Source organism: Microbacterium sp. AC132 (genome assembly GCF_979258525.1).
The window spans coordinates 2,061,865-2,082,407 of the sequence record NZ_OZ409862.1; the positions used below are offsets into that span (position 1 = coordinate 2,061,865).

Consider the following 20,543-nt stretch of genomic DNA (forward strand, 5'->3'; position numbering starts at 1 on the left):
AGCATGAGCGAGCACCCTTCCGACGGCGATCTCGTCGAGGTGCGTCGGGCGGTCTACCGGCCGCTTCGCCGAGGCAACGCCCTCGAGGATGCGGTGGCTCGCCTCGTGCAGACCATCCGCCTCGGCGTCGTCGCCCCGGGGGAGTCGCTGCCGCCGGAACGAGAGCTCGCCGCCTCGTTCGGCGTCAGTCGCGACACCGTGCGCGAGGCGATCCGCGAACTCGCCGACACCGGATACCTGGTGCCCAAGCGGGGGCGGTACGGCGGCACGTTCATCGCCGATCCGCTGCCCCAGCCCTCGGATGCCGGGGAGGTCACGGCGGACGAGATCGACGATGTGCTGGGGCTGCGGCGGGTGCTCGAGACGGGAGCGGTGCGGGCTGCGGCGAGCCGGGCGCTGGATGCCGCGACCCGCGCCGACCTGTGGGCGCGACATGAGGCCGCGCTGCCCGCCGGGCCCGAGGAGTATCGGCGTCTCGACACGCTGCTGCACCTCGCGATCGCGGAGGCGGCCGGCATCCCCTCGCTCGTCGCGCTGGTCGCCGAGAACCGGGCCGACGTCAATGCGTGGCTCGACACGTTCCCGCTGATGCCGCGCAACATCCAGCACTCGGGTGAGCAGCATGAGCAGATCGTGACGGCGATCCTCGCCGGGCGGCCCGACGTCGCCGAGGCGGCGATGCGCGATCACCTCGCCGGTTCCGAAGCGCTGCTGCGCGGATTCCTGATCTGAACCCGCGCAGCAGCGGCTGCGCCTCACGGCACTGTCAGCTCGTGGCTGCCTCGTCGGCCACGGCGAGAGCCTCGTCGAGCACGGCCAGACCGCGCACGAGATCGTCCTCGCCGATCACGAGCGGCGGTGCCACGTGCATGCGGTTGAAGTGCGTGAACGGCCAGACACCCGCCTTCTTGGCGGCGGCGGCGAAGGCGGCGACGGGCGCGGCATCCGCTCCGCTGGCGTTGAACGGCACGAGCGGCTCGCGCGTCTCCTTGTCGCGCACCAGCTCGACGGCCCAGAAGAGCCCGCGGCCGCGTACCTCTCCGACGCTCGGGTGGGTGTCGACCCAGCCGCGCAGGGTCGGCTCGACGATGCGCTCGCCGAGGTCGCGCACCCGCTCGAGGATGCCGTCGCGGCGGAACACCTCGAAGGTCGCGACGCCCGCGGCGCACGCGAGCGGATGCCCGGAGTACGTGAGCCCTCCGGCGAACGGCGTGGTGTCGAAGGCCTTCGCGATGCGCTCGGAGATGACGACGCCGCCGAGCGGCACGTATCCGGAGTTCACGCCCTTGGCGAAGGTGATCAGGTCGGGACGCCCGTCGTACGCGTCGATGCCGAACCACTCGCCGAGGCGGCCGAAGCCGACCATGACCTCGTCCGCGATGTAGACGATGCCGTAGCGGTCGCACAGCTCGCGCACGCCCTGCAGGTAGCCGGGCGGCGGCACGAGCACGCCGTTCGTGCCGACGACGGTCTCGATGATGATCGCCGCGATCGTCGAGGGTCCTTCGAGCTGGATGGTCTGCTCGAGGTGGGCGAGGGCGCGCTCGGACTCCTGCTCCGGCGTCTCGGCGTGGAACGGCGAGCGGTAGAGGTAGGGCCCGAAGAAGCGCACGGCTCCGGAATCCGGTGTGCCGTTCGCCCACCGGCGAGGATCACCCGTCAGCGAGATCGCCGTCGAGGTCGACCCGTGATAGCTGCGGTACATCGAGAGCACCTTGTGGCGGCCCGTCGACTGACGCGCCATGCGCACGGCGTACTCGTTGGCCTCGGCGCCGCCGTTGGTGAAGAAGACCTTCTCGAAGCCCTCGGGCGCGACCTCGACGATGAGTCGGGCGAGCTCGCCTCGCACGTCGTTGGCCATCGCCGGCTGGATGGTCGAGAGGCGACCCGCCTGCTGCTGGATCGCGGCCACGAGGTCGGGATGCTGGTGCCCCAGGTTGAGGTTCACCAGCTGGCTCGAGAAGTCGAGGTAGGCGTTGCCGGCGTAGTCCCAGAACGTCGAGCCCTCACCCGCGGCGACGGGCAGCGGATCGATGAGTCCCTGGGCGCTCCAGGAGTGGAAGACGTGGCCGCGGTCGTCCGCCCGCACCTGCGCCTCGGCCTCGGGGGCGGGGAGCGGATGCGATGCGCCGTGGCGATCGATGAAGTTCGTCATGTCTCGTGTCTCGGTTCTCAGTGTCTGCTCGGGGGCTCAGTGGTTGCTCGGGAAGCCCAGGTCGATCTGCGAGGGCGTGTGGTCGGGCCAGCGCGTCGTGACCACCTTCGACCGAGTGTAGAAGTGCACCGACTCGGGTCCGTAGATGTGCGAGTCGCCAAAGAGCGAGTCCTTCCAGCCGCCGAACGAGTAGGCGCCGATCGGCACGGGGATCGGCACGTTGACGCCGACCATGCCGACCTCGATGTCGAACTCGTACTGACGGGCGGTGCCGCCGTCGCGGGTGAAGATCGCGGTGCCGTTGCCGTACGCGTTCGCGTTGACGAGCTCGACGGCCTCGGCATAGGTCTCGACGCGCACGACCGAGAGCACCGGGCCGAAGATCTCGTCGTCGTACACCTTCATGCCGGGAGCGACCCGATCGATGAGGCTGACCCCGATGAAGAAGCCGTCGGAGTCGAACTCCTTCGTCGTGCCGTCGACCACGACGGTCGCACCCTCCGCGGTGGCGCCGGTCACGTAGGAGGCGACGCGGTCGCGGTGCTCGCGGGTGATGAGCGGGCCCATCTCGCTCGCGGCATCCGTGCCCGCGCCGATGGTGAGTCCGTCGATGCGCGAGGCGATCGCTGCGACGAGGTCGTCGGCGATGTCTCCCACCGCGACCAGCACCGAGACGGCCATGCAGCGCTCGCCGGCCGAGCCGTATGCGGCCGAGACCGCGGCGTCGGCCGCGGCGTCGATGTCGGCATCCGGCATCACGACCATGTGGTTCTTCGCGCCGCCCAGAGCCTGCACGCGCTTGCCCGCGTTCGCCGCCCGCTGGTAGATGGAGCGGGCGATCGGGGTCGATCCGACGAAGCTGATCGCGTTCACCCGCGGCGACTCGAGCAGCGCGTCGACGGCCTCCTTGTCGCCGTTCACGACATTGAGCACGCCGTCGGGCAGTCCTGCCTCCTGGAAGAGCTTCGCGATCCAGATGGCCGCCGACGGGTCCTTCTCGCTCGGCTTGAGCACGACCGTGTTGCCGCAGGCGATCGCCGAGGCGACCATCCACAGCGGCACCATGACGGGGAAGTTGAACGGCGTGATCGCCGCGACGACCCCGACGGGCTGCTTGACCGAGTGCACGTCGACGCCGCGCGAGACCTGCTCGCTGCGCTCTCCCTTGAGCAGGTGCACGAGGCCGGCGGCGAACTCGACGTTCTCGATGCCGCGCGAGACCTCGCCGGCGGCATCCGAGAGCACCTTGCCGTGCTCCGAGGTGACGATCGCCGCGAGCTCGGGCGTGCGCTCCTTGAGCAGCTGACGCAGGCGGAAGAACACGTCGGCGCGCTTGATGAGGCTCGTCTCGCGCCAGGCGGGCAGAGCGGATGCCGCGGCGGCGATGGCATGGTCGACCTCGGCGGTCGACGCGAAGGCGACCTGCTTCGACACCTGACCGGTGGCCGGGTCGAAGACCTGTCCCGTGCGCGCCGCGTCGGCGGTCTCTGCTCCATTGATGAGGTGACGGACGATGTCCACGGGGCTCCTTCGTGCTGCGTGATCCGTATCGAACACTCTGACCGAGCAGCGATACGCTGGGTTCTCTCCCATGATCACAGAGCACGAGAGGGCGAACAGGTGTCAGAACGTAGCGACTTCGAGTTGGGTCGGACAGAACGTCCGGACGGCAGCACGTTTCTCAGCGTCTCCGACGTGCTCTCCGAGCCCGCCGTGCAGCAGGGCGGCCCGTCGGTGCTCGTGGGCGGCGCCGCTCTCGATGTCGCCGTGCGGTGGGTGCATGTCTCCGACAGCCCGGACGTCGCGCGGCTTCTCGACGGCGGCGAACTGCTGCTGACCACGGGCGCCGGGTGGCCGAGCGACGTCGAGCAGCTGCGGGACTTCGCGACCAGCCTGCACCGCGCGGGCATCGCCGGCATCGTGTTCGAGCTCGGCACAGCCCGGGAGGCGGTTCCCCAGCCGCTGGTCGACCTGTGTGCGACGGCCGGACTGGCGCTCATCGCGTTGACCCGAGAAGTCAAGTTCGTCGCGGTGACCGAGGCGGTGCATCACGCACTCATCGCCGCGCAGACGCACGCGCTGCACGAGCGGCAGCACCTGCACGAGCTCTTCACCGCGCTGAGCCTGCAGGGCGCGCCGGCCGATGTCGTGGTGTCCGAGACCGCGCGGGCGCTGCGCGCACCGGTGATCCTGGAGAACCTCGCGGGTGAGGTGATCGCGGCCGAGGGGCTCGACTCTCCGATCGCCGACGTCCTGAGCTCGCGTGGCGACGCCGAGCGGGTGCCGGTGCAGGCGCGGGGAGTGCGCTGGGGCACGCTGCTCGCCCAGCCGGGACCGGCTCACCCCGCCGGGCGGGTCACGGTGCTCGAACAGGGGGCGACGGCCCTCGCGTTCGGCTGCATCGCCGACGGCGGCGACACCGAATGGTCGCTGCTCGCGCAGCGCACGGTGATCGATGATCTGCTGGGGGCGCGCTTCGCGAAGGCCGACGACATCGACGCGCGGCTGCGTGCCGGCGGTTTCGCCCTCGCCGACCGGCAGTGCCACGGGATCGTCGCCCGAGGGTCGGCGTCGATCAGCGAGCTCGCGTATCGCGCACGGCAGGCGGGGTTCGCCGTCATGGCGGCCAGGGTCGAGGGCGACGACGTCGCTCTGCTCTCGCTTCCGGCATCCGCAGTGCTGTCCGACGAGGTCGTGCTGCGCATCGCCGGTCCCGACCGCGCGGTGTTCGTCGGCCCGGTCGCCGATGACGTCGTCGGACTGCTCGGCTCGCTGCGCGCCGCGCGCGACCTCGCCGACAGCGACCGCGCCGAGGCGGGGGCCAGAGTGCGGCGGGTCGACGATCGCCCGCTCGAGAGGCTCGTCGCCACGCTGCGCGACGATCACCGACTGCACGAGCACAGCGAGCGGATGCTGGCGCCGCTGATCCGTCACGACCGAGAGCGTCGCGGCGACCTGCTCGCCGTGCTCGCGGCTCTCGTCGCACACCCGGGCAACCGCTCGGCGGCGGCCGCCGCGAGTCACCTGTCGCGGTCGGTGTTCTATCAGCGCCTCACGCTGATCGGCGATCTGCTCGGTGCCGACCTCGACGACGGCGAGACGATCGCGGCGCTTCACCTCGCGCTCCTCGCGAGGCGGCGCACCGCGGTGACCGACTGAGTCAGAGCACCGACTGGGCGTCGGTGAGCACGCTCCGCAGGATCTGCTCGATCTGACGGAACTCCGCGGGTCCCACCGTCAGCGGCGGTGCGAGCTGGATCACGGGGTCGCCGCGGTCGTCGGCACGGCAGTAGAGCCCGGCCTCGAACAGGGCGGGGGAGAGGAAGCCGCGCAGCAGCCGCTCGGACTCGTCGTCGTCGAAGGTCTCCCGCGTCGCTTTGTCCTTCACGAGCTCGATGCCGAAGAAGTAGCCGTCTCCGCGCACATCGCCCACGATCGGGATGTCGAGGAGCTTCTCGAGCTCGGCGCGGAACAGGGGCGAGTTCTCGCGCACGTGCTCGTTGAGCCCCTCCTCGTCGAAGATCGCGAGGTTCTCGAGGGCCACGGCCGCCGAGACCGGATGCCCGCCGAACGTGTAGCCGTGCGGGAACGACACGTCGCCCTTCGAGAACGGCTCGTAGATCCGGTCGCTGATGACGGTCGCGCCGATGGGCGAATAGCCGCTCGTCATTCCCTTGGCGCACGTGATCATGTCGGGCACGTAGCCGAGGCCCGTGCACGCGAAGGTGTGGCCCAGGCGACCGAACGCGCAGATGACCTCGTCCGACACGAGCAGCACGTCGTGGCGGTCGCAGATCTCGCGCACCCTGGCGAAGTAACCGGGAGGAGGCGGGAAGCATCCGCCCGAGTTCTGCACCGGCTCGAGGAAGACCGCGGCGACCGTGTCGGCGCCCTCGAACAGGATCATCTCCTCGATGCGGTCGGCGGCCCAGCGACCGAAGGCCTCGAGGTCGTCGCTCGGGCCGCCCATCTCGGCCGCGCGGTAGAAGTTGGTGTTCGGCACGCGGAACCCACCCGGGGTGACGGGCTCGAACATGGACTTCATCGCCGGGATGCCGGTGATGGCCAGTGCGCCCTGAGGGGTGCCGTGATAGGCGACCGATCGCGAGATGACCTTGTGCTTGGTCGGCTTGCCCATCAGCTTCCAGTAGTGCTTCGCGAGCTTGAACGCGGTCTCGACCGCCTCGCCGCCGCCCGTCGAGAAGAACACGCGGTTCAGGTCGCCGGGCGCCTCGGCCGCGAGTCGGTCGGCGAGCTCGATGGCCGCCGGGTGCGCATACGACCACAGCGGGAAGAACGACAGCTCGGATGCCTGCTTCGCCGCGGCCTCGGCGAGCCGACGACGGCCGTGGCCGGCGTTGACGACGAAGAGTCCGGCGAGGCCGTCGAAGTACTCCTTGCCCTTCGAGTCCCAGATGCGGTGACCGTCGCCCTTGACGATGATCGGGACGCCGCTCTTCTCCATCGTGGACTGCCGTGTGAAGTGCATCCACAGGTGGTCCTTGGCCATGGTCTGGAGTTCGGCCTCGGACGGTGTCGGGCGTTGCGTGCTCATCTGGTCCCCCAGTTGTAGAGCTGCTTCTGCAGCTTGGCGTAGATGAAGGTCTCGGTCGACAGGACCCCGTCGATCGGGCGGATGTGATCGTTGATGAGGGCGAGGAGGTCCTCGTCGTCCTCGCAGACGACCTCGGCGAGGATGTCGAACGAGCCGACGGTGATGACGACGTAGTCGATGGCGGCGATCTCGGCGATGGCCTCGGCCACGACCCTCGTGTCGCCCGAGACGCGGACGCCGATCATGGCCTGCCGGGGGAAGCCGAGCTGCATCGGATCGGTCACTGCGACGATCTGCATCACGCCGGACTCGGTGAGCCGCTGCACGCGCTGGCGGACGGCGGCTTCGCTGAGTCCCACCTCTCGCCCGATGTCGGAGTACGAGCGTCGCCCGTCCTCCTGCAGCAGTTCGATGATCGTCTTCGCGACATCGTCCAGTGGGGGTGCTTCTTCGAGGACGCCATGATGCGATCCTCGCACCGCAGCGGCCGGTCTTCAACTGATTCCGCAGAATCGACAGAGCCTCAGGGGTGAAACCGCAGAATATCGCGCTTATGCCTCGAGGGGTCCGAGCCAGGCGCTCGCCGCAGTGGAATGCGCCGATTCGGGATCGGAGGGATGGAATGCGCCCGCGAGGACGTCCCGGTAGAGACGCGACAGCTCGTTCGACGAGAAGTACGAGCCGCCGCCGGCGACGAGCATCGCCTGATCGACGACGTGCTTCGACATCGTGATCGCCCGATGCTTGACGCCCGACAGCAGCGTGAACCACCGAGCGCCGTTGTCGACCCTCTCATCGACATCGCGGGCGAGCACCGCGATCTGCGGCGGGAGCGCGTCGTACGCGAGGCCCATGTCGGCGATGCGCCAGCGGATGTCGGTATCCTGGCTGTACGTCGCACCCGTCTTCTTCGAACGGCGCATCTGCGCGGTGAGCACCGCCAGGTCGAGGGCACGACGTGCGATGCCCGTGTAGACGGAGGCGAGCAGGATCTCGAAGACGGAGAAGATCCCGAAGACGATGGGGTCGGGGTTCGGGCCCGGATCGATGCGACGCACCACGTGCGCGGCATCCGCCACGGCTCCGTCGAGACGCGTCGTGCGGCTCTGGGTGCCCCGCATGCCGAGGGTGTCCCAGTCGTCGCCCGTGACGACCGCGTCGGTGCGGTCGACGAAGGCGAAGACCAGCTTCGGAGCGTCGGCGCTCGTCGTGTCGAGGCCGTGCAGCCCGAGCCTCGTCCATACGGGCGCGAGCGAGGTGAAGATCTTCGTGCCGGTGAACGCGTAGCCTCCGTCGGCGGTGGGCGCGGCCTCGGTGTCGCTCCCGAACAGCACCAGGTCGTTGCCGCCCTCGCTGATTCCGAAGGCGAAGACCTCGCCCGCGACCGCGCCGTCCTGCACGAACTCGAGACCCGGCACGCCGCGGTCGGAGAAGACCTTCGCGACGCCGGTCCACACCAGGTGCATGTTGATCGCGAGCGCCGTGGCGGGAGCGGCGGTCGCGAGACGCTGCTGCAGGATCGCCGCCTCGGCGAGGCCGAGCCCCGCGCCCCCGCGTTCGGCGGGCACGAGGATCGACAGATATCCCGCGTCGCGGAGCTCATCGAGGTCCTGCTCGGGGAACGTGTTCTCGCGGTCGTGGATCGGGGCCCGCTCGCGGATGCGCTCGAGAAGGTCGTCGGGAAGGTAGGCGGTCGGATCGAAGGTGCTCACGCGAGTGCCTCTCTCAGCTGTCGGACGGTCTCTTCGGGCTTGTCGCGGTGCAGCGAGTGCCCGGCGCCCTCGACGACCGACATCGTGACGAGGGGGTTGGAGGCGAGGACGCGGGCCGCGACCTCGCCGGTGAAGATGCTGTAGACCGCGGGATCCGAGGCGATCACATGGGTGGGAACGGTCAGCCGGGCGGCATCCGCAGTGACGTCCCACGGAGTGTTCTGCGCACTCGTCTGCTCGACCGCCCAGGCGCTCGCGCGGTGCACCGCGTCGACCTTCAGCTCCCAGTCCTGCGGGTGCCAGTGCGGATGCTCCTGCTGCACCAGCTCCACCCTGTTGTCGGCGAAGGCGCGCTCCTGGCTCCTGCGGACGATCGCGGCATCCCGGCCGCCGACGAGGAGCGCCGGATCGAGCAGCGCGAGTCGGCGCGTCCACTCGGGAGCGGATGCCGCCGCCGCCGTGCTGGAGGCCCCGCCGAGAGAGTGGCCGACGACGGCATCCCAGGGTCCCCCTCCGTCGGGCGTCGTCGTGGCGAGGTCTGCCGCGTAGGCGGCGACCGAGTAGTCGAGGGCGCGCGGGGCGTCGCCGTGGCCACGCAGATCCACGGCGGTCGCATGCCATCCGGCGTCGGCGAGGTCGGTGCCGACGCGCCACATGAGAGCCGCGGACGAGCCGAGCCCGTGCACGAGGAGAACGCGACGATCGGATGCCGGGTCGCCCCAGGAGATGCGGGGCAGCGTGAGCGGTGCGGGCATGCAGCAAGCCTACGACCGGCTCGCGGCGGTGAGGCCTGCGGAGCTCAGTCGAGGGGCGGCAGGTCGCCGTGCGTCGTCAGCACGCGGGCCGCGGCGGTGTGGCCCGCGGACAGCCGTGCCGACAGATCTGCGCCGTCGAGGGTCGCGGCGAGGAACCCGGCCGCGAACGCGTCTCCGGCGCCGACCGGCTCGACGACCTCGACACGGGGAGCGGGCACGAACACCGGCTCGTCGTCGCCGAGGAACGCGGTCGCCCCGACGTCGCCGTCCTTGACGATGAGCAGCCCGCAGTGCGGCAGACGGGTGCGGATCTCGGCGGCGGTCGCGGTGCCCCAGATGCGCTCGGCCTCGTCGCGTCCGACGAAGGCGATGTCGGCGCCGTCAGCGAGGCGGGCGAGGGTGTCGGCGGCATCCTGCATCGTCCACAGTGCGCGGCGATCGTTGACGTCGAAGGACACGAGGGCGCCGACGGCGCGAGCGTCGACGAACAGCTGATCGACCATCGCGCGGCAGGACGGCGAGAGCGCCGGGGTGATGCCCGTGGTGTGCACGATGCGGACGCCGGCGAGCTGGGCGGCGTCGAGGAACCCCGGTGCCATCAGCGAGGCGGCCGAACCGCGCCGGTAGTAGTAGACCGACGACGACTCCACGCCGGGGTCCTTGAACATGACGCCGGTGGGAGCATCCGCATCCGTCGTCACCCAGAGGTCGACGCCGCGCCGCTCGAGCTCGGTCGAGATGCGCACGCCGATCGGGTCGTCACCGAGGCGTGAGGCCCACGCGGCGCGGTGCCCTGCCGACACGAGCCCGACCGCGACGTTTCCCTCGGCTCCCGCCAGACCGAGCGCAGCCGTCTCGGTCTCGGCGAGCGGGGCGCCGAGAGCGGTGACGAGTCCCATGGACTCGCCGATGCAGACCACCTCGGGGGCGGCGGATGCGGGGGAGGGGGCAGAGCTCATGAAGGGGTGACCGCCAGAGGTTCGGTGTCGGGGTGGGGACTCGCGTCGCGATGGCGCAGGTCGGGGAAGGAGCGGACGAAGACGATCGAGACGACGAGGCCGGCTGCGGCGAACAGCGTCGCGGCGAGGTAGGCGCCGCGCGGGTCCGTCGCGTCGACCAGGAAGCCGGCGACCGCCGAGCCCGCCGCGGCACCGATGAGCTGTCCCGTGCCCGCCCAGCCGAACGCCTCGGCGGTCTCGCTGAACTTCACGCTCGCGGTCGTGATGGCGAACAGCACGGCGAGGGCCGGCGCGATGCCGATGCCGGCGAGGACCAGCGTGCCGCCGAGCCAGAACACGTTGAGGGAGAACATGGTGAGCGCCAGGCCGACGGTGACGATCGCGAGACGGCGGGCCATCGCCCAGGGGCCGATGGGGATGTGTCCGAACGCGAGTCCGCCGGCGAGGCTGCCGACCGAGAAGACGGCCAGCACGAGGCCGGCGGCGAGGCTGCCGTGCTCGAACGTGGCGACGACGCCGACCTCGACGGCGGAGCAGGCGCCGATGAGGAGGAACCCGATGACGGTGGCGAGCAGCACGGGCGGCTTGAGGACGACCTTGCCGAGGGCGTTGCGGCTGCGGGGGATGCGCACGCGGCCGACCTCGGGCGAGAGGATGAACCACGCCCCGCCGCCCACCAGCACGACGGCGACGAGCAGGAGACCCTCGGCGGTGCCGACCTGGGTCGAGACGAGGGTGATCACGACGGGCGCGATGACCCAGATGATCTCCTGCAGCGAGGCATCGAGGGAGAACAGCGGAGTGAGCTGCTTCGAGTTCACGAGCTTCGGATAGATGGTGCGCACGGCGGCCTGCACCGGCGGGGTCGAGAGACCGGCGATCATGCCCAGGATCATGTAGCCGGGGATGCTGAGGGGGAGGAGCGCGAGCCCCAGCACGGCGACCACGCAGACGCTGAGCGTCAGGGTGAGCACGCGGCGCATGCCCCAGACACCCATCCACCGACTCGTGATCGGGCCGGCGACGGCCTGCCCGACGCTCGTCGCGGCGAGCACGAGGCCCGCCGAGCCGTATGACCCGGTCTGCTGCTCGACGTGCAGCAGGATCGCGAGCGAGGTCATCCCGTTGGGGAAGCGAGCGGTCAGCTGTGCAGCGATCATGCGCGCCACTCCGGGCGTGCGAAGAAGGTCCCGATATCCCGCCACGGGTCAACGCTACCGGGAGGCGCGGACGCGGGTCCAAGCGGCTCCTCTGCGACACGCCGCGACACGCCCAAACCGAGTTTCCACAGAAAATCCGATGTCCGAGGTCGGCCGTATCGTCCGCCCTGTGGATGGATCTCTCACAGGTCGTTCCCAGCCGCGATTTCTCGCGGTTCGGAGGTGCTGTCAAGGGGGCTGTGCCTGTGGAAGAAACGGTGGAGAACCTGTGTTGTAACAGTGGAGAGCGGTGGAAAACTACACGTATGTAACTACTACCCCTAGTGGTCACCCTGAATGTCCGTACCTATATGTAGTATTGAGATCCCGGTGAGGGTCTACCGGAAAACAGCCTGATTCAGATGCAGGCCAGAGATGTGAGGGGAAGCGAAAAGATGTCGATCACGGTCTACACGAAGCCGTCCTGCGTTCAGTGCAACGCCACCTACCGCGCGCTCGACGCCAAGGGCATCGAGTACGAGATCCTCGACCTGTCGGAGGACGCCACGGCGCTCGAGCAGGTCAAGGCGCTCGGCTACATGCAGGCACCCGTCGTCGTCACCGACGAGGGTCACTGGTCGGGCTTCCGCCCCGACAAGATCGACGAGCTCGCCTCGCGTCTGGCGTGATCCGCCATGAGCGCCGTCGCGACCGCCGCGCCGCTCCTGGTCTACTTCTCGAGCGCCTCGGGTAACACCGCGCGCTTCGTCGAGAAGCTCGGGCTCCCGGCCCGACGCATTCCCCTTCTCCGACAGCAGGAAGAACTCGTCGTCGACGAGCCCTTCGTGCTGGTCACCCCCACCTATGGCGGGGGTGAGGGGCGCGGCGTCGAACGAGGCGCGGTGCCCAAGCAGGTCATCCGGTTCCTCAACGACGAGCGCAACCGGCGTCACATCCGCGGAGTCATCTCGGCGGGCAACACCAACTTCGGCGACTCGTTCTGTCTCGCCGGTGACATCATCAGCCGCAAGTGCAACGTGCCTCACTTGTATCGGCTCGAGATCTTCGGCACACAAGACGATGTAGATCGCGTGAGCGACGGATTGGAGCGACGGTGGGTACCGCAGTTGACGAGCAGGCAGGAGCCGACTCAGTGACGGATACGGTGGCGTTCAAGATGAACCCGACCTACGAGGGCCTGGACTATCACGCCCTCAACGCGATGCTGAACCTGTACGACGCGAACGGCAAGATCCAGTTCGACGCCGACAAGCGGGCGGCGCGCGAGTACTTCCTGCAGCACGTCAACCAGAACACGGTGTTCTTCCACTCGCTCAAGGAGCGCCTCGACTACCTCGTCGAGAAGGAGTACTACGAGCCGGCCGTGATCGAGCAGTACTCGCTCGAGTTCATCCAGAAGCTCAATGACCTCGCCTACGGCAAGAAGTTCCGCTTCGAGACGTTCCTCGGCGCCTTCAAGTACTACACGAGCTACACGCTCAAGACGTTCGATGGCAAGCGCTACCTCGAGCGCTTCGAGGACCGCGTCGTGATGACGGCCCTCGGCCTCGCCGGCGGCGACGAGCAGCTCGCCGTCGCACTGGTCGAGGAGATCATCTCCGGTCGCTTCCAGCCCGCGACCCCGACCTTCCTCAACTCGGGCAAGGCCCAGCGCGGCGAACTCGTCAGCTGCTTCCTGCTGCGTATCGAGGACAACATGGAGTCGATCGCCCGCGGCATCAACTCCGCCCTCCAGCTCTCCAAGCGCGGCGGCGGAGTGGCGCTGCTGCTCTCGAACATCCGTGAGGCCGGTGCGCCGATCAAGCAGATCGAGAACCAGTCCTCGGGCATCATCCCCGTGATGAAGCTCCTCGAAGACAGCTTCAGCTACGCCAACCAGCTCGGTGCGCGTCAGGGTGCCGGCGCGGTGTACCTCAACGCACACCACCCCGACATCATGCGCTTCCTCGACACCAAGCGTGAGAACGCCGACGAGAAGATCCGCATCAAGACGCTGTCGCTCGGCGTCGTCGTGCCCGACATCACGTTCGAGCTGGCGAAGAACGGCGAGGACATGTACCTCTTCTCGCCGTACGACGTCGAGAAGGTCTACGGCGTCCCCTTCGGCGACATCTCGGTCACCGAGAAGTACCGCGAGATGGTCGACGACCCGCGCATCAAGAAGACGAAGATCAACGCGCGCGAGTTCTTCCAGACGATCGCCGAGATCCAGTTCGAGTCGGGCTACCCGTACATCATGTTCGAGGACACGGTGAACAAGGCCAACCCGATCAAGGGCCGCATCAACATGTCCAACCTCTGCAGCGAGATCCTGCAGGTGAACACGCCGACCACATACAACGACGACCTGTCGTACGACCAGATCGGCAAGGACATCTCCTGCAACCTCGGCTCGATGAACATCGCGCTGTCCATGGATGCCGATGACCTGGGCCAGACGGTCGAGACCGCGATCCGTGCGCTGAGCGCGGTGAGCGACCAGAGCCACATCCGCTCGGTCCGCTCGATCGAGGACGGCAACGACCGTTCGCACGCGATCGGCCTCGGCCAGATGAACCTGCACGGCTACCTCGCCCGCGAGCACGTGCACTACGGCTCCGAAGAGGGCATCGACTTCACGAACATCTACTTCTACACGGTGCTGTTCCACGCGCTGCGCGCCTCGAACAACATCGCGATCGAGCGCAAGCAGGCCTTCGACGGCTTCGAGGACTCGACCTACGCGTCGGGGGAGTTCTTCGACAAGTACATCGAGCGCGCCTGGGTTCCCGAGACCGAGAAGGTCAAGGAGCTCTTCGCGGGCAAGCACATCCCGACGCAGGAGGACTGGGTGGCGCTGAAGGCGTCGATCCAGGAGCACGGCATCTACAACCAGAACCTGCAGGCGGTGCCCCCGACCGGCTCGATCTCGTACATCAACAACTCGACGTCGTCGATCCACCCGATCGCGTCGAAGATCGAGATCCGCAAGGAAGGCAAGCTCGGCCGCGTCTACTACCCGGCGCCGTTCATGACGAACGACAACCTGGAGTACTACCAGGACGCGTACGAGATCGGCTACGAGAAGGTCATCGACACCTACGCCGCCGCCACCCAGCACGTCGACCAGGGCCTGTCGCTGACGCTGTTCTTCAAGGACACCGCCACGACGCGTGACATCAACAAGGCTCAGATCTACGCATGGCGCAAGGGCATCAAGACGATCTACTACATCCGTCTGCGTCAGATGGCGCTCGAGGGCACCGACATGACCGAGTGCGTCTCGTGCATGCTCTGATCCGGCCCTGAACACGAGAAACGACGAAGAATCATGACTCCTCACCCCCCGCTCAAGCTGGTCGACAGCGTTCAGGCGATCAACTGGAACCGCATCCAGGACGACAAGGACCTCGAGGTCTGGAACCGCCTGGTGAACAACTTCTGGCTGCCTGAGAAGGTGCCGCTGTCGAACGACGTCCAGTCGTGGAACACGCTCACGCCCGATGAGCAGCTGCTCACCATGCGCGTCTTCACCGGTCTGACGCTGCTCGACACGATCCAGGGCACCGTCGGCGCCGTCTCGCTGATCCCCGACGCGATCACGCCTCACGAAGAGGCCGTGTACACGAACATCGCGTTCATGGAGTCTGTGCACGCGAAGAGCTACTCCTCGATCTTCTCGACGCTCGCGTCGACGAAGGAGATCGATGAGGCGTTCCGCTGGTCCACTGAGAACCCGAACCTTCAGAAGAAGGCTCAGATCATCATGGACTACTACCAGGGCGACGACCCGCTCAAGCGCAAGGTCGCCTCGACGCTGCTCGAGTCGTTCCTGTTCTACTCGGGCTTCTACCTGCCGATCTACTGGTCGTCGAAGGCGAAGCTCACGAACACGGCCGACCTGATCCGCCTCATCATCCGTGACGAGGCCGTGCACGGGTACTACATCGGCTACAAGTTCCAGAAGGGTCTCGAGAAGGAGACCGAGGAGCGCCGCCAGGAGCTGAAGGACTACACCTTCAACCTGCTGTTCGAGCTCTACGACAACGAGGTGCAGTACACGCAGGACCTCTACGACGGCGTCGGCCTGACCGAGGACGTCAAGAAGTTCCTGCACTACAACGCCAACAAGGCGCTGATGAACCTCGGCTACGAAGCGATGTTCCCCTCGACCGTCACGAACGTGAACCCGGCGATCCTGTCGGCTCTCTCGCCGAACGCCGACGAGAACCACGACTTCTTCTCGGGTTCGGGATCGTCGTACGTCATCGGCAAGGCCGAGGCGACGGAAGACGACGACTGGGACTTCTGAGTCACCTGCTGAACGATACGAAGGGGGCGGATGCTACGGCATCCGCCCCCTTCGTCGTGCTCCGCTGCGCGGATCACCCGACGAGTGGCCCACCTCGACGCCAGTAGCCGAGGAAGGAGACCCGTTCCTTCGGAATGCCGAGGTCGGAGGTCAGATACCGGCGAATACCGGTGGTCATGCCGGACTCACCCGCGATCCACGCGTAGAAGGCGGTGTCCTCGCGGGCGGACGCACCGTGGGTGGCGCCCCAGGCGTGCACCGCCCGTTCGATCGCCGTCGAATCCGGGGCGTCGCGCAGCACGCGATGCACGCGCGCGGTGTCGGGGGCAGCCGGCGAGATGAGGTCATCGGCGGGGTGACCGCATTCGAGGATGACCTCGGCGCGCGCGTCCGGCCCGAGGGAGTCGAGGATGCCGCGCACAGCCGGGAATGCCGTCTCGTCGGCGATGATCAAGAACCGCCCCGCATCGCCGGGATGCCAGTGCAGTCCGTACCCGGTCCACCCCATTCGCGCGTCGGGACCGTTGACGACGAGCCGGTCGCCCGGGGACGCCGCGGCCGCCCATGCAGAGGCGGGCCCGGCGGGCTCGTGGAGGAAGAAGTCGATGTCGATCTCGCGGTCCTCGGCTCTGATCGCGGCGGGGGTGTAGGTGCGCAGCACGTTGCGTTCGTCTTCAGGGAGGGCGCGCCACCGTGTGTACCAGTCGGAGGGATGCGGTGTCGGCTCGTCGAGCAGTCCGAAGTCGGCGATGCCTCCGTCGGCCAGCGGCAGGACGACCTTGATGCGCTGATCCATGCCCCAGTCAGCGAAGTTCCGCAGACTCTCACCGCCCAGGGTCAGCCTGACGAAATGCGGGCTGAGCATCACGCGTGCGCGAACCTCCACCGGGAAAGCGCTGTAGGCCCATGGGCGCTCGGCGGTCACGACCGCACTCCCGCAGGGGCCGAGCCGCGCAGCGGCACCACCAGCGGTCCTCCGGTGACGGGATCATCGATCACGACGTTCGCCAGGCCGAACACCTGCTGCACTCGTTCGCTCGTGATGACCTCGCGGGGTGGGCCTTGAGCGACGATGCGGCCCTCGCGCATCGCGATGATGTGGCTCGCGTAGCGTGCGGCGTGATTGAGGTCGTGCAGAACGGCGACGAGTGTGCGTCCCTGCGTATTGAGATGCGCGAGCAGCTCCATGAGATCCACCTGGTGGGCCACGTCGAGGAAAGTGGTCGGCTCGTCGAGCAGCAGCAGATCCGTCTCCTGCGCGAGCACCATCGCCACCCAGACGCGCTGGCGCTGCCCACCGGACAGAGCATCGACGGGGCGTGACGCGAGATCTGCTGTTCCTGTCGCGTCGAGAGCGTGCCGCACAGCACTCTCATCGGCATCCGACCATTGGCGCATCAGACTCTGATGCGGGTAACGTCCGCGGGCGACCAGATCGGCCACGGTGATGCCGTCCGGCGCTGTCGCACTCTGAGGAAGCAGCCCCAGCCGGCGGGCCACCTCCTTCGCCGGGTACTCGCTGATCGACCGGCCGTCGAGCACGACGCGCCCGCTCGAGGGAGGCAGCAGGCGCGACAGGCCGCGCAGCAGGGTGGACTTGCCGCACGCGTTCGGCCCGATGATCACCGTGAAGCCTCCTGCGGGCACAGCCACGGAGAGTTCGCGGACGATCTCGGTGCGGTCGTATGTGAGCGTGATGCTCTCGGCTCTGAGGCGCGAGGCGGCGCTGGGGTCGGGCGAGGTCGAGTTCTCAAGCACGGCGGCGGATCTCCAGGATGATCATCAGGACGAGGTAGGCGCCGCCGACCGACACGGTCACGACGCCGACAGGCAGAGCAGACGGCAGCATGTGCTGGGCGATGAGGTCGGCACCGAGCAGGAGGACTCCTCCGAACAGCGCCGACAGCATCAGCGAGAGGTGCGGGGTGCGGGCCACGAGGCGCGCGATCTGCGGTGCAGCGAGCGCGACGAACGCCACGGGGCCGGCGACGGTCGTCGCGGCGGCGACGAGTGCGACGCCGATGAGCAGCGCCACGACCCGGATCCGCCCCGGCCGAGCCCCTGTGGCTGCGGCCGTGTCGTCCCCCAGCTCGAGCTGGCGCAGTCGCGGCACCAGGAGAAGCGCTGCGACGGTGAACGGCAGGGCGCACAGCAGCGCGCCCGCGAGCGGGCCTGCGGTGACGCCGTTCAGTGATCCAGTGCCCCAGGCAGACGCGAACATCGCGGTCTCGAGCTCGATCTGCAGGAGCAGCCAGGTGTTGAGAGAGGCCAGGATCGCCGAGACTCCGATGCCCACGACGATGAGGCGGAAGCCGTGCACACCGCCTCGTGCCGACAACAGCCAGATCACCACGGCTGTCGCGAACCCGCCGATGAGAGACCCGGCGGTGAGCACGGGCCAGCTCCCCGAGACCAGCACCAGCGCGATCAGCATGCCCGTGAACGCGCCGTTGGACAGGCCGAGGATGTCGGGGCTCGCGAGCGGATTCCTCGTGACGGTCTGGAAGAGCGCGCCGGCGATGCCGAGGAGCGCACCGACGGTGATCGCCGCGATCGCGCGTGGCAGGCGCCAGTCGATCACGACCGTGCGGTGCAGGGCGTCGCCCCCGCCGAGCAGCGTCTGCACGACCTCCTGGGGAGTGAGGGGATAGCTCCCCAGCCCCAGCGCCAGGATGCCCAGAACGATCAGAGTGGCCGCTGCAGCGACGCCGACGAGGATGCTGCGCCGGCGAACCTGCATCCGCAGCGGCCCCAGGTGCAGGATCATCCTGGAGCGGGAGGCGTCCGTGAGCGCCGAGGCGATCGACGCGCTCACAGGGCACTCACCTGGCGTCGCCGCGCCAGCGCGATCAGCACCGGCGCTCCGACGAATGCCGCGACGATTCCGACAGGCACTTCCGCCGGGGCGATGATGACCCGGCCGAGGACGTCGGCGAGAAGCAGGATCACCGGTGCCAGCACGGCGGAGAGCGGCAGGATCACTCGCTGGTCGACGCCGAACGTCCAGCGGATCACGTGCGGCACCATCAGCCCGATGAACGAGATCGGGCCGGCGAGGGCGGTCGCCGCGCCCGCGAGAAGTGTGACGGCGATGATGACCCCGACGCGGATGCCTGCGACATTCGCGCCCTGTGCCCGAGCGACGTCTTCGCCGAGGCCGATGGCGTTCAGGCCGGGACCGAGCAGCACTGCGAGTGCGACTCCGACAGCGACGAACGGGAGGACGGGAATGATGACGTCGAAACCACGTCCGAGCAGCGTTCCGGCGTTCCAGCTGCGCATCGAGTCGAAGGCTTCCGGATCGCTGAGGGAGATGCCCGTCGTGATGCCGGAGAGCACGGCTCCGAGTGCGACCCCGGCGAGCGTGAGGCGGAGCGGGTCAGCGGAGCCGCGTCCCGCCGAGCCGATCAGGTAGACGGCCACCGTGACGATGAGGGCGCCGAAGAAGGCGAACCAGACGAACTGCGAGACGTCGCGCAGGCCGAGCACGCTCACGCCGAGGGCGACCGCGAGCGCGGCGCCGGCGTTCACGCCGAGGATGCCCGGGTCGGCGAGCGGATTACGGGTGAAGGCCTGGATGAGAGCGCCGGCCACACCCAGCGCCGCACCGGCGACGATCCCCGTGACGGTGCGAGGTATGCGCAACTCGAGCACGATGTAATCCATCTCGGTCGTGCCCGCGCCCCGCAGGGTCGTCCAGACCGCTTCGGGGGAGAGGGGATTCGCGCCGATCGCGAGGGAGAGGACGACGGCGGCCGCGAGCGCAGCAAGAAGGACGATCGCACCGACGACCGCACGACCGCCGCGTCGGGGGATCCGCGCGTGCGGAGCCCCCGACGTCTCGACCGGGGTGAGAGTCGTCACCGGCTCTCTTCGAGGTACGCCTCGATGTCATCGAGCACGGCCTGTGCGCCCTTCGGCCCGACTCCTGAGACCCAGTAGCTCGTGTCGACAGGGGTGACCGAGGGGAAGTCTGCGGCGTTCTGCGTGATCGCGGTGGGGATCTCCGAGGCCTCGTCGACGTCGGTCACGGTGACGAACACATGGTCCGCTGCCGCCGAGACGATGTTCTCGGGCGAGATGTCTGCCTGCAGCCCATCGGCCCACTCCTGCGCGGGGATCGTGAACCCGGCGCACTCGAGGAGGCTGCCCGAGAACGACACCGGTCCGTAGAGGCTCAGGGTCGTCTCGTCGCGGGGGCGGATCAGCTGCACGCTCTCGCCGTCGATCGCATACTCGCCGGCCAGCGACTCGCACCGGTCGTCGACGGCCGAGAGCAGATCGGCGACCTCGGCCTCGCGGCCCAGCGCTTCGCCGATGAGCATGGCGTTGTCTCGCCACGGGTCGGCCTGGGTCTCGATGAACACGGTCGGGGCGATCGCCGAGAGCTGCTCGTAGAGCTCGGAGTGCCGGGCCTCGGTTCCGAGGATCAGATCGGGCTCGAGCGCGGCGATGGCCTCGAGGTCGGGTTCGGGAACAGTGCCCACGGGCTCGACGTCGTCGGCGCCGAGGTATGCCGGTGCTCCTGCGACGTTGCTCGCGACCGCAGCGCCGACCGGCTCGATGCCGACCGCGACGGCGGTGTCGAGCTCGAGCGGTTCGAGGGTCACCACGCGCTGCGGCTCGTCGGGGACCGCGGTGGTGCCGCGGGCATGCTCGACGTCGTGGGTGCCGGCGGATTCCCCCGCCGCATCGGTGACGGCGGTCGGCTCAGGGGCGCAGCCGGCGAGCAGAAGCAGTGCGCATCCTGAGGCGGCCAAGGCCGTGACGGCGCGAAGACGGAGGCTGGAGGGCATGGTGAATGACCTTTCGGGACCGGGGAGGGGAACGACACCGACCAGATCGATGTTGGTTAGGCAACCCTAACAGTTTGGTCACTCGTGCCGTGCACCATGACGCCCCACCGTTCCGAGCAAGGGGTGAAAACGAGGGGTGAATTCGGCTCATTCGGGCGGG

19 protein-coding genes are annotated in these 20,543 nt (G+C 68.5%); 6 read left to right on the forward strand and 13 right to left on the reverse strand.

Annotated elements, in window-relative coordinates:
- Positions 1–3: 3 nt before the first annotated feature.
- Complete coding sequence (locus tag ACZZZQ_RS09760; RefSeq protein ID WP_053097799.1) at positions 4–732, forward strand: FadR/GntR family transcriptional regulator; 729 nt, start codon at positions 4–6, stop codon at positions 730–732.
- 34 nt (positions 733–766) lie between these two features.
- Here ACZZZQ_RS09760 and ACZZZQ_RS09765 read toward each other — a convergent pair whose 3' ends face one another.
- Together ACZZZQ_RS09765 and ACZZZQ_RS09770 are read right to left on the reverse strand one after the other, a co-directional pair.
- Positions 767–2,155, reverse strand: a complete 1,389-nt coding sequence (locus ACZZZQ_RS09765; protein ID WP_431739223.1) for an aspartate aminotransferase family protein — start codon at positions 2,153–2,155, stop codon at positions 767–769.
- Positions 2,156–2,191: 36 nt separating this feature from the next.
- Complete coding sequence (locus ACZZZQ_RS09770) at positions 2,192–3,676, reverse strand: CoA-acylating methylmalonate-semialdehyde dehydrogenase (RefSeq protein ID WP_431739224.1); 1,485 nt, start codon at positions 3,674–3,676, stop codon at positions 2,192–2,194.
- Positions 3,677–3,850: 174 nt separating this feature from the next.
- Between ACZZZQ_RS09770 and ACZZZQ_RS09775 the strand changes: the two genes are divergently transcribed.
- Positions 3,851–5,314 (forward strand): PucR family transcriptional regulator, encoded by a 1,464-nt coding sequence (locus tag ACZZZQ_RS09775; protein ID WP_463507438.1) that lies wholly within the window; start codon positions 3,851–3,853, stop codon positions 5,312–5,314.
- A gap of 1 nt (position 5,315) precedes the next feature.
- On the opposite strand, the gene ACZZZQ_RS09780 is transcribed toward ACZZZQ_RS09775, so the two are convergent.
- The 6 genes from ACZZZQ_RS09780 to ACZZZQ_RS09805 form a co-directional block, all read right to left on the reverse strand.
- Positions 5,316–6,710, reverse strand: coding sequence for an aspartate aminotransferase family protein (locus ACZZZQ_RS09780; protein ID WP_053097794.1), 1,395 nt, complete (start codon positions 6,708–6,710; stop codon positions 5,316–5,318).
- On the reverse strand, positions 6,707–7,189 hold the full coding sequence (locus ACZZZQ_RS09785) for an Lrp/AsnC family transcriptional regulator (protein ID WP_463507439.1): 483 nt from the start codon (positions 7,187–7,189) through the stop codon (positions 6,707–6,709). The genes ACZZZQ_RS09780 and ACZZZQ_RS09785 overlap by 4 nt, the downstream gene beginning before the upstream one ends.
- 72 nt (positions 7,190–7,261) lie before the next feature.
- On the reverse strand, positions 7,262–8,422 hold the full coding sequence (locus tag ACZZZQ_RS09790) for an acyl-CoA dehydrogenase family protein (RefSeq protein ID WP_463507440.1): 1,161 nt from the start codon (positions 8,420–8,422) through the stop codon (positions 7,262–7,264).
- Positions 8,419–9,177: an alpha/beta fold hydrolase gene (locus ACZZZQ_RS09795; protein ID WP_463507441.1), complete on the reverse strand. Its 759-nt coding sequence runs from the start codon at positions 9,175–9,177 to the stop codon at positions 8,419–8,421. Before ACZZZQ_RS09795 ends, ACZZZQ_RS09790 begins: the two co-directional genes overlap by 4 nt.
- A 44-nt stretch (positions 9,178–9,221) precedes the next feature.
- Entirely contained in the window at positions 9,222–10,136 is a 915-nt protein-coding gene (locus tag ACZZZQ_RS09800; RefSeq protein WP_463507442.1) for a sugar kinase, read from the reverse strand.
- Positions 10,133–11,341, reverse strand: a complete 1,209-nt coding sequence (locus tag ACZZZQ_RS09805; protein WP_285364340.1) for an MFS transporter — start codon at positions 11,339–11,341, stop codon at positions 10,133–10,135. Before ACZZZQ_RS09805 ends, ACZZZQ_RS09800 begins: the two co-directional genes overlap by 4 nt.
- A 389-nt stretch (positions 11,342–11,730) precedes the next feature.
- Between ACZZZQ_RS09805 and nrdH the strand changes: the two genes are divergently transcribed.
- From nrdH to nrdF, 4 genes are read left to right on the forward strand one after another with little or no spacing between them, the layout of a single operon-like run.
- On the forward strand, positions 11,731–11,964 hold the full coding sequence (nrdH, locus tag ACZZZQ_RS09810) for a glutaredoxin-like protein NrdH (RefSeq protein ID WP_042537838.1): 234 nt from the start codon (positions 11,731–11,733) through the stop codon (positions 11,962–11,964).
- A gap of 6 nt (positions 11,965–11,970) precedes the next feature.
- The gene (nrdI, locus tag ACZZZQ_RS09815) at positions 11,971–12,432 is read left to right on the forward strand and encodes a class Ib ribonucleoside-diphosphate reductase assembly flavoprotein NrdI (protein ID WP_053097788.1); all 462 of its coding nucleotides are present in this window, start codon (positions 11,971–11,973) and stop codon (positions 12,430–12,432) included.
- Between the two features lie 20 nt (positions 12,433–12,452).
- On the forward strand, positions 12,453–14,573 hold the full coding sequence (nrdE, locus tag ACZZZQ_RS09820; protein WP_056280194.1) for a class 1b ribonucleoside-diphosphate reductase subunit alpha: 2,121 nt from the start codon (positions 12,453–12,455) through the stop codon (positions 14,571–14,573).
- A gap of 33 nt (positions 14,574–14,606) precedes the next feature.
- Entirely contained in the window at positions 14,607–15,587 is a 981-nt protein-coding gene (nrdF, locus tag ACZZZQ_RS09825) for a class 1b ribonucleoside-diphosphate reductase subunit beta (protein WP_056279164.1), read from the forward strand.
- Positions 15,588–15,660: 73 nt separating this feature from the next.
- On the opposite strand, the gene ACZZZQ_RS09830 is transcribed toward nrdF, so the two are convergent.
- From ACZZZQ_RS09830 to ACZZZQ_RS09850, 5 genes are read right to left on the reverse strand one after another with little or no spacing between them, the layout of a single operon-like run.
- On the reverse strand, positions 15,661–16,512 hold the full coding sequence (locus ACZZZQ_RS09830; RefSeq protein WP_463507443.1) for a siderophore-interacting protein: 852 nt from the start codon (positions 16,510–16,512) through the stop codon (positions 15,661–15,663).
- Entirely contained in the window at positions 16,509–17,345 is an 837-nt protein-coding gene (locus tag ACZZZQ_RS09835) for an ABC transporter ATP-binding protein (RefSeq protein WP_053097784.1), read from the reverse strand. The genes ACZZZQ_RS09830 and ACZZZQ_RS09835 overlap by 4 nt, the downstream gene beginning before the upstream one ends.
- Positions 17,338–18,402, reverse strand: a complete 1,065-nt coding sequence (locus tag ACZZZQ_RS09840) for a FecCD family ABC transporter permease (protein WP_463507444.1) — start codon at positions 18,400–18,402, stop codon at positions 17,338–17,340. The genes ACZZZQ_RS09835 and ACZZZQ_RS09840 overlap by 8 nt, the downstream gene beginning before the upstream one ends.
- Positions 18,399–19,451 carry an iron chelate uptake ABC transporter family permease subunit gene (locus ACZZZQ_RS09845; RefSeq protein ID WP_463507445.1) on the reverse strand — a complete coding sequence of 351 codons (1,053 nt, stop codon included), beginning with the start codon at positions 19,449–19,451 and terminating at the stop codon, positions 18,399–18,401. Before ACZZZQ_RS09845 ends, ACZZZQ_RS09840 begins: the two co-directional genes overlap by 4 nt.
- Positions 19,448–20,383 (reverse strand): ABC transporter substrate-binding protein, encoded by a 936-nt coding sequence (locus ACZZZQ_RS09850; RefSeq protein WP_463507446.1) that lies wholly within the window; start codon positions 20,381–20,383, stop codon positions 19,448–19,450. The genes ACZZZQ_RS09845 and ACZZZQ_RS09850 overlap by 4 nt, the downstream gene beginning before the upstream one ends.
- Between the last annotated feature and the right edge of the window lie 160 nt (positions 20,384–20,543).